Below are 14,067 nucleotides of genomic sequence, written 5' to 3'. Positions count from 1 at the left end.
CCACCGCTTCGCGGCGCCCGGGACTCGGGTGAACGCGGGGCTTGTGCACAGAGCGTTGCGTATTGCTCTGGCCGTCGCATGAATTCACCGCACGGTGGTTAATGTCATGAGCTTTCTTGATCAGGTCATCAACAAGGCCCAGGCCATCATCCCGATGGAACGGCAGGTCCAAGGAATGCACATGTTCCAGAAGGCCAGGCAGTTCGTGCTCGGTGACAAGCAGCCGGTCTTCGTCGAGAAGAAGATCCCCGACGTCGACGAGGTGGCATTGACTGACATCGACATGAGCAACCCGTTCATGTGGAGGCAAGGCCAGTGGCGTCCGTACTTCAAGCGACTGCGTGACGAGGCGCCGGTTCACTTCCGGGCAGACAGTGCCTTCGGGCCGTACTGGTCGGTCACCCGGTACGAGGACATCCTCACCGTGGACAAGGACTTCGAGACGTTCTCGGCCGAGCCACAGATCATCATCGGCACCCCGCCGGAGGGGCTGGACATCAAGATGTTCATCGCCATGGACCCGCCGCGCCACGACGAACAGCGCGCTGCGGTTCAGGGTGTCGTTGCCCCCAAGAACCTGGACGAGTTGGAGGGGCTGATTCGTTCGCGCGTGCAAGAGGTTCTCGATAGTCTGCCGCTCAACGAGACGTTCGACTGGGTGGACAAGGTCAGCATCGAACTGACTGCGCGAATGCTCGCCACCCTGCTCGACTTTCCCTACGATCAGCGCCGCAAGCTCGTCTACTGGACCGAGGTGACCGCTGCCGGTGCCTCCACGACCGGTGGTCAGAGTGACGTCGACGAGATGTGGCGAGCCTCTGCCGACATGGCGAAGAGCTTCAGCGCCCTGTGGCACGACAAGGCGGCCCGCCTGGCCGCCGGCGAGAAGCCCGGCTACGACCTGATCACCCTGATGCAGATGTCGGAGGACACCAAGGACCTGATCAACCGGCCGATGGAGTTTCTCGGCAACCTCATCCTGCTGGTCGTCGGTGGCAACGACACCACCCGCAACTCGATGTCGGGTGGTGTCTACGCGCTCAACCAGTTCCCCGAGGAGTTCGCTCGCCTCAGGGCAGACCCCGGGCTCATCCCCAAGCTGGTCCACGAGATCATCCGCTGGCAGACGCCGCTGGCCTACATGCGCCGGGTCGCCAAGAAGGACACCGTCCTGAACGGCCAGTTCATCCGCAAGGGCGACAAGGTCGTCATGTGGTACGCCTCGGCCAACCGGGACGAGCGTACCTTCGAGAATCCGGACAACTTCATCATCGGCCGGCCCAACGCCCGCAACCACCTTTCGTTCGGCATCGGCGTCCACCGCTGCATGGGCGCCCGGCTGGCCGAGCTGCAACTCCGGATCCTGTGGGAGGAACTGCTGGCGCGATTCGACGACATCGAGGTCGTGGAGGAGCCGGAGTTCGCGCAGTCGAACTTCGTCCGGGGCTACACCAGGATGATGGTCAGCCTGACGCCGAAGGGGCAACTGCCTCGCTCCGGTGCCCGTCGAACCCGCGTGGGGCAGCCGCCCACCGCGCCTCAGCCCGCGCGGCGCGGTTCCCGTGAGGGCGTGGTCAGCAACACCGCGGAGCGCGAGGTCGAGCTGAAGGTTTCCGCTCGTCGCGACGTGGCCGACGGCGTCGTCGAGCTCACCCTGACCGACCCGACGGGTGCCAAACTGCCGGCGTGGACCGCCGGCGCCCACGTGGATCTGATTCTCACCCCGTCGCTGGCGCGGCAGTATTCCTTGTGTGGCAGCACCGCCGACACGTCGTCGTTCAAGGTCGGGGTGCTCCGCGACCCGAACAGCAGGGGCGGGTCGGCGTACGTCCACGAGAAGCTGGCGGAAGGTGCAACCGTCCGCGTGCGCGGCCCGCGCAACCACTTCCCGCTGGTCTCTGCGCCGCGCTATCAGTTCATCGCCGGCGGCATCGGCATCACCCCGATCCTCGCGATGATCGAGGCGGCCGAGGCGCGTGGCGCCGAGTGGAGCCTGATCTACGTCGGTCGGTCGCGTGCGTCCATGGCCTACCTCGACGCGCTCGAGAGCAACGACCGGGTGACGGTCTGGCCCCGGGACGAGAACGAGCGATTCGACCTCGCGTCGGTGCTCGGCACGCCGCGGTCGGACACCCTGGTCTACTGCTGCGGGTCAGGAGCGCTCATGGACGCGGTCGAGGAAGGCTGTGCGGGGTGGCCGGAAGGAAGCCTGCACCTCGAGCGCTTCGCAGCCAAGGTGGTCGAGGCGCCCGCGGATGCACTCGACAGCTTCGAGGTGGAGTGCGCGCGTTCGGGTGTCACGGTGAGCGTTCCCGAAGGCATGTCGATCTTCGAAGCGGTCGAGAAGGCCGGTGTCCAGGTACTCGGATCGTGCATGGAGGGCATCTGCGCCACCTGCGAGTGCGACGTCATCGAGGGAACGCCGGATCACCGTGACTCCGTATTGTCCAAGGCGGATCGGGCGCGCGGCGACACGATCATGACCTGCGTCTCCCGGTCCCTGTCGAAGAAGTTGGTGCTTGACCTATGAGCTACCCCCGCGAATGCTGGTATGTCGCCGCCACCATCGACGAGGTCGGCGACGACTTCCTCGCCCGCCGCATCCTGGGAACCCCCGTGGTGCTCTACCGATTGGCCGACGGCTCGATCGCCGCCCTGGAGGATCGCTGCGCGCATCGACCCTATCCGCTTTCGGCCGGTTCCCGTGACGGCGACTGCATCATCTGCGGCTATCACGGCTGCACCTACGACCCCGATGGCACCTGTGTTCGGGTCCCCTCGCAGGACAAGCCGCCGCTGGGTGCGCGCGTGCGTGCTTTCCCGGTCCATGTGAGCGGGCCGTTCGTGTGGTTGTGGATGGGAACGCCAGGTAGTGCGCGGCTGCGTCCGCCGGCCGCGACGCCGGAGCTGGCATCGGAGGGGGACTGGTCCTCAACGGGCGAGCGTCGTCGCGTCGGGGCGGGCTTCCTGCTGCTGCACGAGCACTACCTGGACCTGACCAACGTATTCGAGATGCACGCCGAGATGGTGCCGCCCGGTATCGAGGCGCTGCCGCCGCCCGAGGAGGTGGAGATCTCCGAGGTCTCGGTGTCGTATGCACGCGAACTGCCCCAGGCGCCGCTCGCGCCCTGGGAGTCGGCGGTATCGGGCCTGGACAGTGCCGAGACGTTCAGCCGCCGCGAGACCGGCACCTTCGTGACGCCGGGCCTGCACCGCCAAACCTATACGATCGGGGGTGCCGATGGGCCCCTGCTCGAGCTCGTGCGCTTGCACGGATTCACCCCGGAAACCGAGCGGACCACGCACGTTTTCCTGCAGCTGGCCTGGCGGGGCACTGCGGTCGCCGCCGATGCGGGACCGCGGCTGGCCGAGGTGTTCCATTTGATGGCCGACCGCGACTCCGCGGTGCTCGAGACGGTGCAGCGCTGTCTCGATGAGGACGAGGCGCCCCGGCGCTACGTCAACGTCAAGGCTGACCGCGCCGCCATTCGCGCTCGCCGCATCGTGCAGTCGATGATCAGGGAGGAGCAAGGTCTCTGATCCAGGCGGGAGGTCTGTCTTGGACGGCCCAATAGTCAAGATGATTGAGAGAGCCGAATGGCTCATGTGCGGCTATGCGTCGGCATCGAGCTTCCCGATGGCGGCCATCCGTGAGCGACCGCCCCTGGCACAAAGTGGACTTTGTCAGCGATCCGCTGTCACCCTCCGAGTGACCGAAGCGGTCTGCTCAGGGGCTTGATCCTCAATCCACCCGCAGCACCAGCTTGCCGATGTGCTGACCGGCTTCCATCACGCGGTGCGCCTCCGCCGCCTGGTCCAGCGGGAAGCTGGCGTGGACCACGGGGCGGATCCTGTCGCCCTCGATCAGCGGCCAGATGCGTTCGCGCAGCGCGCGGGCGATCCCGGCCTTGTAGGCGACGCTGCGCGGCCGCAGCGTGGAGCCGGTGACGGTGAGGCGGCGCATCAGGACCTGGGCCAGGGGCAGCTCGCCGCGCACGCCGCCGAGCAGGCCGATGATGACCAGCCGGCCGTCGTCGGCCAGGCAGGAAATCTCGCGCTTGAGGTAATCGCCGCCGACCATGTCGAGGATCACGTCCACGCCGCGGCCGTCGGTGAGGCGGCGCACTTCCTCGGCGAAGTCGGTCTCGCGGTAGTGGATGGCGCGCTCGGCGCCCAGGGCCTCGCAGGCGAGCCGTTTCTCCTCGCTGCCGGCGGTGGCGAAGACGCGGTGGCCCAGGGCATGGGCCATCTGGATCGCGGTGACGCCGATGCCGCTGCTGCCGCCCTGCACCAGCAGGCTTTCGCCGGGTGCCAGCGCGGCGCGCTCGAAGACGTTGCTCCAGACGGTGAAGCAGGTTTCCGGCAGCGTGGCGGCTTCCAGGTCCGTCCAGCCGGCGGGGATCGGCAGGCAGTGCGAGGCGGGCGCGACGCAGTACTGGGCGTAGCCGCCGCCGTGCACCAGGGCGCAGACGCGGTCGCCGAAATTCCAGCCGGAGTCGCCGGGGTTGCCGCCGACGATCTCGCCGGCCACTTCCAGGCCGGGCAGGTCAGAGGCGTCGGGCGGGGCGCGGTACTGGCCCTGGCGCTGCAGCACGTCCGGGCGGTTGACGCCGGCGGCATGCACCCGGATCAGCAGTTCACCCTCGCGGGGGACGGGCAGGGGACGCTGGCCGGGCTGCAGGACCTCGGGGCCGCCCGGCTCGCGGATTTCGACGACGTTCATGGATGCGCGCATGGTCCCGGACTTTAATCCAGGCGGCGGGCGGATGGAGCGGAACCGCCGTTCAATTGCCTGTAGGCGATGCAGGGCTTGCCGGGGACGGAGCAGGGACCGGTTCGCGCCTTGATCGGCCGCAGGCCGGATTGCAGCATCGACCGATCCTCCGGCGGCGATGGAAACGGCATGACCTACCTGGGTGAGTTCCGCGTCAACGGGCGCGCGCTGCTGGCCAGCACGGTCGGCCATGGTGCGGGCCTGGCGGTCAGCGCCTACATCATCGGCAGCTTCGCGCCGCACCTGCTGAAGGAGTTCGGCTGGTCCAAGGCGGACTTCGCGCTGCTCAGCACGGCGACGCTGCTGACGCTGCTTTGCCTGCCGCTGATCGGCCGGGCCACCGACCTGTTCGGCGTGCGCCGCGTGGCGTCGCTGGGCGTGATCGTGCTGCCGCTCACCTACCTGGCGCTCAGCGTCTTCAACGGCGAGCTCAAGGTGTTCATCGGCCTGACCATGCTGCAGGTGATCTTCGGCACCACGACCACCTCCACGGTCTACAGCCGGCTGGTGGCGGACCGGTTCCGGGAGGCGCGCGGCATGGCCCTGGCGATCATGGCCAGCGGCCCCGCCATCACCGGCGCGGTCGGGGCGATGCTGCTCAACGACTACATCGACGAGCAGGGCTGGCGTGCCGGCTATCGCGCGATCGCGGTCTTCACGGCGGTGTTCGGGCTGCTGGCACTGGCGATGATACCGGCGGACGCGCGGCCGGCGGCCGTCGCGGTGCGGCGCCGCCGCGCGGCGCGGGACTATCCCGTGATCCTGCGCAGCCCGGCCTTCTGGGTGATCTGCGGCGGCATGTTCCTGTGCAACATCCCGCAGACCCTGAACGGGCCGCAGCTGAAGCTGATGCTGCTCGACAACGGCGCCGACTCGGCGGCGGCCGCGATGATGGTGTCCCTGTTCGCTACCGGGGTCATCATCGGCCGCTTCGCCTGCGGCCTGGCGCTGGACCGCTTTCCGGCGCACGTGGTGGCGGCGGTGAGCATGGGGCTGCCCAGCATCGGCCTGTTCCTGATCGCCTCGGCCTTCGACGCCCAGTGGGTGCTGGTGGGCGCGGTGCTGCTGATGGGGCTGTCGCAGGGGGCGGAAGGGGATATCGCCGGCTACCTGGTGGTGCGGCACTTCGGCGTGGAGATCTACAGCAGCGTGCTGGGGCTGTGCATTGCCGCGCTGGGCCTGGCCACGGCCGTGGGGGCGGTGCTGCTGAGCCGCTTCCTGGACTGGACCGGGGGCTACGTGGTCTTCCTGCATCTCACCGCCGGCAGCGTGCTGCTGGGCGGGCTGATGTTCCTGCTGCTGGGCCGGGCCGGTATCGCCGGCCGGCCGGTGGTGGCGCCGGAGCCTGCCGCGGACTGACTCCCTCCGGCCGGGGACTGTCGATGGCCTTGCAGAAATTATCGAGATTCCCCGGGGCCGCCGGAGGACCATGGGGTGATCCGCTGGAGAAGGACTCCCCATGACATTCGAACTCAACCGGGCGCTGGCCGCCAAGCGCGAGCCGCTGCCGACCTCGGCGACGGTGGACCCGGTGACGGCCGCCATCATCCGAGGTGCCTTCGAGACGGTCTGCTTCGAGGCGGCGACCCACCTGGGCCGCGCGGCGTCCTCGCCGATCATCAACCAATCCAACGAGCGCAACGGCAGCATCATCGACGCCCACGGCCGCCTGGCGGCGGTGTCCATCGGCACGCCGCACCTGGTGTTCATCTCGCAGCTGACGGTGCGCTACGGCCTGCAGTTCTTCAAGGACTACGACTGGGGCCCGGGCGACGTCTTCGTGGGCAACGATCCGGACTTCGGCGGCGGCCACCTGCCGGACTACAACGTCTACGCGCCGGTGTTCGACGACCAGGGCGAACTGGTGCTGATCCAGGCCCTGCAGGCCCACCAGGGCGACACCGGCGGCAAGGACCCCGGCGGCTTCACGCTGGAGGCCACCGACATCTTCACCGAGGGGCTGGCGATCCCCTGCATGAAGATCGTGCACCGCGGCGAGAAGCGCCGCGACGTGATCAAGCTGCTGGAGCGCAACAACCGCTTCCCGTCCTTTGCCGGCGACCTGGCGGCGATGATCGGCGCGGTGCAGCACTGCGTGAAGCGCCTGGAGGACGTGGTGCGCAAGTGGGGCACCGACGTGGTCAAGGCCGCGGTGAACCACAACATCGACCACACCGAGCAGCGCTTCCGCGAGGAAATCTCGAAGTGGCCGGACGGTACCTACTCGGCCGACGTGTTCATCGACCACGACACGCTGGGCACCCAGGACGTCAAGGTGCATGTCAGCTGCACGGTGAAGGGCGACCACCTGACCGTGGACCTCACCGGCACCGACGACCGCCCGCAACTGGTCGGCGTGTGGAACACCTTCGCCAACAGCCGCGGCTATGCGATGACGCAGCTGGCGTCGATGATCGACCCGGGCATCGTCAAGAACGAGGGCCTGTTCCACGCGGTGGAGATCATCCTGCCGGAGAACAGCATCGTGCATCCGCCGGTCAACAAGCCGGCGGCGCTGGGGTCCTTCCACCCGGCCTGCGAGATCATCGAGGCGATCTGCGTGGCGATGTCGGAGGTGGTGCCGGAGCGTTCCACGCCGCAGGTCTACAAGATCGGCATGCCCAATGCGGTGATCGGCTTCAAGGACGGCCAGATGTGGATGGACCAGGGTGTGGATGCGCGCTCGATGGATTCCTCGGCGGTGCAGGGCATCGACGGCTGGGGCTCGTCCTGCGTGGGCCTGGGCAACCTGCTGCTGTCCGAGGCGGAGGATGCGGAGGCACGCTTCCCGATCATCAACATCAGCCGCGAGATGACCACGGACAGCGGCGGCGCGGGGCAGTGGCGTGGCCAGCCCGGCAGCCTCAACGTCAAGCAGGTGCTGGAGCCGACCATGGCGATGGCCTGGATGGTGTCGTCCAGGCACCCGCTGCGCGGCCTCTGCGGCGGCGAGGATGCCGGCGGCTATTCCAACCGCTTCGAGGTGGGCACGCCCAACGAGTACCGGATCGAGCTGTCGAAGCAGGCCCAGCTGCCGGCCGGCGCGGTGATCGCCTACCAGCACGGCGGCGGCGGCGGCTTCGGCCCGGCCCTGCTGCGCGACCCGGAGGCGGTGCGCGACGACGTGCTGGACGAGAAGGTGAGCCTGGCGGCGGCGCGCGACAAGTACGGCGTGGTGCTGACCGGCAGCGTGGAGGAATACGACCTCGCCGTGGACCCTGCCGCCACCGAGGCGCTGCGCAGGAAGATGAAGGCCGCGGTGCCCGCCGCCCGGGCCGCCTGAGGAGAGAGACAGTGCGTTATCGCGTCGGTATCGACATCGGCGGCACCTTCACCGACTTCGCCCTGCTCAAGGGAGCGGAGGTGGTGCTGCACAAGAACCTGAGCACTCCCGAGGACCGCTCCCTGGGCGTGATGCACGGGCTCGGCAAGCTGGCCGGCATTGAGGGCCTGTCCCTGGGCGATTTCCTCGAGCGCTGCGATGCCATCGTCCACGGCACGACGGTGGCCGACAACACGCTGATCGAGATGAACGGCGCGGTCACCGGCCTGATCACCACCGAGGGCTTCCGCGACGAGATCGAGTACCGCCGCGGCTACAAGGAGAGCATCTGGGACGTGCGCCTGGAGGCGCCGAAGGAGATCGCGCCGCGCCGCCGCCGCCTGACGGTGCCGGAGCGCCTGCTGTTCGACGGCTCGGTGCACAAGGCGCTGGACGAGGCCGCGGTGCGCGAGGCCTGCCGCAAGCTGAGGAAGCAGAACGTGGAGTCGGTGGCGGTCTCGCTGCTGTTCTCGTTCGTCAACCCGGAGCACGAGAAGCGCGTCGCGCGGATCGTGGCCGAGGAGATGCCGGGGGTGCCTGTGTCGGTATCGCACGAGGTGCTGCCCCGCGCGCCGGAGTACGACCGCACCAGCACCACGGTGGTCAATGCCTACGTCGCGCCGCGGGTGACCTCGTACCTGGAAAGGCTGGTGGACCGCCTCCAGCAGGCGGGTTACCGCCATCGCCTGATGGTGATGCAGGCCAGCGGCGGCGTGATGACCCGCGAGTACATCCAGGGTGCGCCGATCCGCGTGCTGGCCTCGGGGCCGGCCGGCGGCGTGATCGGCTCGGCCCACGTGGGCGGGGCCAAGGGCTGCCCGAACCTGCTCTGCGTGGACATGGGCGGCACCTCCTACGACATGTCGGTGGTGCTGAACGGCGCGGCGCCGGCCGAGGCCGGCTGGAACATGCACCACCGTTATCTCGTGGGCGTGCCGATGGTGCAGGTGGAGACGCTGGGGGCCGGCGGTGGCTCGATCTGCCACGTGGCCAATGGCGCGCTGCAGGTGGGGCCGGCGTCCGCCGGTTCCGAGCCGGGGCCGATCTGCTACGGCCGCGGCGGCACGCAGCCGACGATCACCGATGCGCTGCTGATGCTGGGCATCCTGTCGGCCGACACGGAGTTCGCCGGGGGCAGCTTCTCGCTGAGCCGCAAGGGCGTGGCCGAGGCCTTCCAGCGCATCGCCGACCAGACCGGCGGCAGCGCCGAGGACGTGGCCTTCGACTGCTGGCGCGTGGTCAACGCCAACATGTCCCAGGCGGTGCAGCGCACCGTGGCCAGCAAGGGACTGGACCCGCAGGACATGGTGATGCTGGCCTATGGCGGCAACGGCCCGGTCTTCGCCGCGATCCAGGCGGAGGACCTGGGCATCGCCCGCGTGCTGGTACCCAAGGCCTCGCCGACCTTCTCCGCGCTCGGCACCCTGGTGGCCAACCCGGCCATCGACGAGGAGCGCTCCTATCTCGCGCCGGCCGGTGCGCTCGATGCGCGGCGCCTGAAGACGCTGTGGGGCGAGCTGGAAGCGCGGGCGGCGAAGTTCTTTGCCGATGCCAATTTCGCCGCCGACCGCGTGACGGCGAAATACCAGATGAAGATGCGCTATCCGGGCCAGAACTGGTCGCTGAGCTTCGACATCCAGGTCAATACCGGCCTTGGCGACCTGTCCTTCATCGACGCCGGCATCGGCGGGCGGGCGGTGGAGGCCTTCAACCGCCGGCACATGGAGGAATACGGGCACATCCGCGAGGGGGAGCTGCCGGAGGTGACCTGCCTGCGCCTGGTGACCTCGGTCGAGACGCCCTCGCCGAAGGTGCGTTCCGGCTTCACGGCACCGGTGGTGGCGGCCCGGCCCGCCCGCTCGCGCCGGGCCAATCTCGGCGACGGCTTCAAGGACACCCCGGTGCATTCCGGTGCGGGCCTGAAGCCCGGACACGAGGTGATGGGGCCGGCGATCATCGACGAGACCTTCACCACCATCGTGGTCTATCCGGGCTGGAAGGCCCGCGTGGACGATGCCGGCGACTACGAACTGAACCGCGTGGCGGCGGCCTGAGCCCATGTCGGCGCTGCGTCCCTACCGGGTGCTGGAGCTGTCGGAGAGCGTGGCCGGCGAGTACTGCGGCAAGCTGCTCGCCGATTTCGGTGCCGAGGTCATCAAGCTGGAGAAGCCGGGGGAGGGCAGTCCCACGCGCCGCCTGGGACCCTTCGCCGGCACGGGCGAGGCGCTGGAGCGCAGTGGCTTGTTCGCCTACCTGAATACCAACAAGCGCTCGGTCAGCCTGGACCCCGCCGATCCGGCCGCGGCCGAAACGCTGCGGCGCCTGCTGGAGCGGGTGGACGTGGTGATCGACGACCATGCGCCGGGCTGGCTCAAGGGCATCGGGCTGGACCCGCAGGCCTTCTCCGCGGCCTGGCCGCGCCTGCTGCTGTGCTCGATCACGCCCTATGGCCAAACGCCGCCGGAAGATCGCCGGCATGCCCAGGACCTCAACGTCTTCCATGCCAGCGGCTGGGGCTACCACACGCCGACCGGCGCCGACGAAAGCCGCCCGCCGCTGAACGGCGCGGGCCGCTTCCTGCCCAGCTACGAGGCAGCGCTGGATTCGGCGATGTGCATCGTGGCGGCGCTGTACGAGCGCGAGGGCAGCGGGCAGGGACAGTTCATCGAGGTTTCCGCCCAGCAGGTGCTGGCCTCGCGCGTGGACTACGTGCTGGGCCAGATGGTGGCCGGCGACATGGACGTGAGCACGCGGCGCAATGCGCTGGACCTGTTCGGCCCGGCCGGCATCTTCCGCTGCCGCGACGGCTATGCCTACATCTGGATGTCGGCGCCGTCGCACTGGGATGGCCTGAGGCAGCTGCTGGGCGATCCGGAGTGGATGAAGGCCTTCCCGGAGCGCTGGCTGGAGCGCGAGTGCACGCCGCCGCGCGTGGCCGAGTGCCGCCGGCACATCGCGGCCTGGCTGGCCACGCAGGACAAGGAGCCGGTGGCGGCCGAGGCGCAGAAGCTGGGACTGACCCTGGTGCCGGTGAACAGCGCCGAGGATCTCAAGGGCTCGCCGCAGTACCGCCATCGCGGCTACTTCGCCGAGCTGGAGCATCCGGTGCTGGGGCGTTCGCTGTATCCCACGGTGCCTTACAAGCTGAGCGAGACGCCGGCGCGCCTGGAGTCGCCGGCGCCCCTGCTGGGCCAGGACACGGACCGGTTGCTGGCGGGAGAGGGCGCATGACGCAGCGGAAGCGCGGCGGCCCCCTGCAGGGGGTGAGGGTGGTGGAGCTGACCAAGGTCTGGGCGGGCCCCTACGTGGGCAAGCTGCTGTCCTTCCTCGGCGCCGAGGTGATCCGGGTCGAGAGCCTGGAATCCCTGGACGTGACGCGGACCTTCGGCGTGGCCGACATCAACAAGGCGCCGGGCTTCCAGGCGGTGAACCCGCAGAAGCTCAGCGTGCAGATCGACATGAAGCAGCCGCAGGGCATCGCGCTGCTGAAGGACCTGCTGGCCCGGGCCGACATCGTGGTGGAGAACCTGCGCCCCGGGGCGGTCCGGCGCCTGGGGCTGGGCTACGAGGCGGTGCGGCAGGTGAAGCCGGACATCGTCTATGTCTCGATGGGGATGTGGGGCAGCGAGGGCCCGCTGGCCTACCAGACCGGCTATGCCCCCTGCTTTGCCGCGCTGGGCGGCGTGAGCCTGCTGGTGGGCTACGAGGGCGAGGCGCCGGCCGGCATGAACGTGCGCTATGCCGACTCCACGTTCGGGGCCGCCGCGGCCTATGCCGCCACGGTGGCCTTGCTGCACCGCCGCCGCACCGGGGTCGGGCAGTTCGTCGACGTGTCGGCCGTGGAATGCATGACCAGCATGATCGGCGATACGGTCATGGAATCGCTGCTGAAGGGCACGGTCCCGCTGGGCCGGGGCAACCGCCATCCGGACATGGCGCCGCACGGCGTCTATCCCTGCCGGGAGGGCGAATGGATCAGCATCGCGGCCGCCGGCGACGCCGACTGGGCCCGGCTCTGCGAGGCCATGGGGCAGCCCGGGCTGGCGCAGGACACGCGCTTCCGCGACTTGGCGGCGCGCAAGGCCGCCGAGGATGAGCTGGACCGCCGGCTGGCCGCCTGGACCGCCGGCCGCGACGCCGCCGGGCTGGCGGCGGAACTGCAGGGCCGCGGCCTGGCCGCGGCCAGGAGCCAGAGCTCGGTGGACCTGGTGGCCGACCCCCATCTCTGGGGCAACGGCTTCTTCCGCGAGGTGCATACGAGCGAGGGAGAGGCCCGCAGCATCGTGGGGCCTTCCTGGAAGATGACGCGCGAAGCGGCCATCGGCGCCGCCGCGCCGCGGCTGGGCGAGCACAACGCCTATGTCCTGGGGGAGATCCTGGGCCTGTCCCCGGAGCGGCAGCGGGAGCTGGCCGAGGCGGGCGTGGCGCGGTGATGGACGATTCCCTCTCCCGCGGGCGGGAGAGGGGATGAAAAGCCTGGCCTGCGTCCCACCGGGGATTCGAAAGGAACTGGCGGACAGCGGGGTCGCCCGCTGGGAAAGCCTTGAAGAAGTTACCGTTCGCCCTGAAGTCCCGAGCCTGTCGAAGGATCGAGGGGTGGACGGTAACTCGTCGACCCACGGTGGGGAAAGTCCGCCCGTGCTTCGACAGGCTCAGCACGAACGGACTTTTCAGGGCTTCCCTGGGGCTTTTTCCGTCATACCGGCGAAAGCCGGTATCCAGCTATCGCCACTCCTGTCCGGGGCTGGATTCCGGCTTCCGCCGGCATGACGGACTTGGTGGTTCCGGGTTCCCGATGCGCCATCTGTATATGCGCCCGCGCCCTCTGCGGGGACGACCCGGAACCGGGCCGATACGATCCAGTGACTTTAAAAGTACGGGGACGCTCCATGCACGGGCGATCCCTCACTGGAGGAGCCGGTCATGGAAACGCTGTTCCTGTTCGACAAGCGCAACTATCTCGATTGCCAGAATACCTACCGCGGGCCGCGCAACCGCGAGTACTACTCGGGCGACTACTCGATCGAGCCCGGCTCGGTCATCCATGTCAGGGCCGACCGCAAGGCGGTGGGCGCCTGCTCGATCATCCGCCTGCGCTCCAAGACGCGGCTGTTTTTCCGCCGCTCCTGGGCGCATATCCGCGAGGACGCCACCGACGTCACGGTGCTCTGGTTCGTCAAGCGCGGGCGCCTCTGCGTTTCCCTGCCGGGCGGCGAGAGCGTGGCCAACGCCGGCGACTTCATGATCACCAAGTCGATGACGCCGTTCTCGGTGGAATGCCAGCCCGGCGAGAACTCGGTGCATGAGGTGCTGCACGTGATCGTGCCGACCCACATCCTGCGGCAGGTGCTGCCGCTGGATGTCCGGCCCGGCTTCTGCATCCCGGCCGAGGGGCGCAAGTTCGGCATCGCCCAACGCATCCTCGGCGACCTCTTCGAGGATCCGGGCGAGCTGAAGGACGAGGTTTCGCAGCTGCTGATCAACACGGCGCTGTCCGTGGTCGGCGAGGCCGTGAAGGAGCACCAGTCCTGCAGCACGCAGCGGCAGACCATGTCGGACAAGCGGCTCAACGACGTGCTGCGCTTCATCGAGATCCATCTTTCCGATCCCAAGCTGAGCATCGCCGCCACCGCCAAGGCCTGCGGCATCTCGCCGCGCTACCTGTCGCTGCTGCTCAAGCTGCGGGGTACGCCGTTCTCGGAACTGGTCTGGGACAAGCGCCTCAAGACCGCCAGCCAGTGGCTGGTCAACTCCCGGCCCGGCGAGGCCTCGATCAGCGAGATCGCCTACCGGGTGGGCTTCAAGAGCGCCGCCCATTTCAGCCGCATGTTCAAGCGGGAATTCAAGCTCAGCCCGCGCGAGTACCGCGCTGTCGGCGCGCCGCGTCCGCCGGTGGAACCGCAGACGCTGGTGCTGGACGGCGGCGAGTCGCGGCACTGAGGCCGCCACAGAACCAAGAGACCACGAGACC

At 68.8% G+C, this 14,067-nt stretch carries 9 protein-coding genes; 8 read left to right on the top strand and 1 reads right to left on the bottom strand.

Translation table 11 applies throughout. The features are described 5' to 3' along the window. Nucleotides 1-106: 106 nt before the first annotated feature. Entirely contained in the window at nt 107-2,530 is a 2,424-nt protein-coding gene (locus C3942_RS06600; protein WP_104229591.1) for a cytochrome P450/oxidoreductase, read from the top strand. Further along, nucleotides 2,527-3,540 (top strand): aromatic ring-hydroxylating oxygenase subunit alpha, encoded by a 1,014-nt coding sequence (locus C3942_RS06595; protein WP_104229590.1) that lies wholly within the window; start codon nt 2,527-2,529, stop codon nt 3,538-3,540. Before C3942_RS06600 ends, C3942_RS06595 begins: the two co-directional genes overlap by 4 nt. A gap of 202 nt (nt 3,541-3,742) precedes the next feature. On the opposite strand, the gene C3942_RS06590 is transcribed toward C3942_RS06595, so the two are convergent. Further along, nucleotides 3,743-4,723, bottom strand: a complete 981-nt coding sequence (locus C3942_RS06590; RefSeq protein ID WP_104229589.1) for an NAD(P)H-quinone oxidoreductase — start codon at nt 4,721-4,723, stop codon at nt 3,743-3,745. 180 nt (nt 4,724-4,903) lie between these two features. Here C3942_RS06590 and C3942_RS06585 point away from each other — a divergent pair, with 180 nt between their 5' ends. The 6 genes from C3942_RS06585 to C3942_RS06560 all read left to right on the top strand — a co-directional run bounded on the left by C3942_RS06585 (nt 4,904) and on the right by C3942_RS06560 (nt 14,036). Next, a complete protein-coding gene (locus tag C3942_RS06585; RefSeq protein WP_165797354.1) occupies nt 4,904-6,133 on the top strand; it encodes an MFS transporter in 1,230 nt (409 codons plus the stop codon). 100 nt (nt 6,134-6,233) lie between these two features. Beyond that, nucleotides 6,234-8,057 (top strand): hydantoinase B/oxoprolinase family protein, encoded by a 1,824-nt coding sequence (locus C3942_RS06580; RefSeq protein ID WP_104229587.1) that lies wholly within the window; start codon nt 6,234-6,236, stop codon nt 8,055-8,057. A gap of 11 nt (nt 8,058-8,068) precedes the next feature. Further along, nucleotides 8,069-10,150, top strand: a complete 2,082-nt coding sequence (locus C3942_RS06575) for a hydantoinase/oxoprolinase family protein (RefSeq protein ID WP_104229586.1) — start codon at nt 8,069-8,071, stop codon at nt 10,148-10,150. A 4-nt stretch (nt 10,151-10,154) separates the two neighbouring features. Further along, on the top strand, nt 10,155-11,327 hold the full coding sequence (locus C3942_RS06570) for a CaiB/BaiF CoA transferase family protein (RefSeq protein WP_104229585.1): 1,173 nt from the start codon (nt 10,155-10,157) through the stop codon (nt 11,325-11,327). After that, the gene (locus tag C3942_RS06565; RefSeq protein ID WP_104229584.1) at nt 11,324-12,529 is read left to right on the top strand and encodes a CaiB/BaiF CoA transferase family protein; all 1,206 of its coding nucleotides are present in this window, start codon (nt 11,324-11,326) and stop codon (nt 12,527-12,529) included. The genes C3942_RS06570 and C3942_RS06565 overlap by 4 nt, the downstream gene beginning before the upstream one ends. Nucleotides 12,530-13,019: 490 nt before the next feature. After that, a complete protein-coding gene (locus tag C3942_RS06560) occupies nt 13,020-14,036 on the top strand; it encodes a helix-turn-helix domain-containing protein (RefSeq protein WP_104229583.1) in 1,017 nt (338 codons plus the stop codon). The last annotated feature ends 31 nt before the right edge of the window (nt 14,037-14,067 follow it).

Source organism: Solimonas fluminis (assembly GCF_002930645.1).
Classification (GTDB): Bacteria; Pseudomonadota; Gammaproteobacteria; order Nevskiales; family Nevskiaceae; genus Solimonas_A; species Solimonas_A fluminis.
This window is presented reverse-complemented; position numbering and strand designations above follow the sequence as displayed.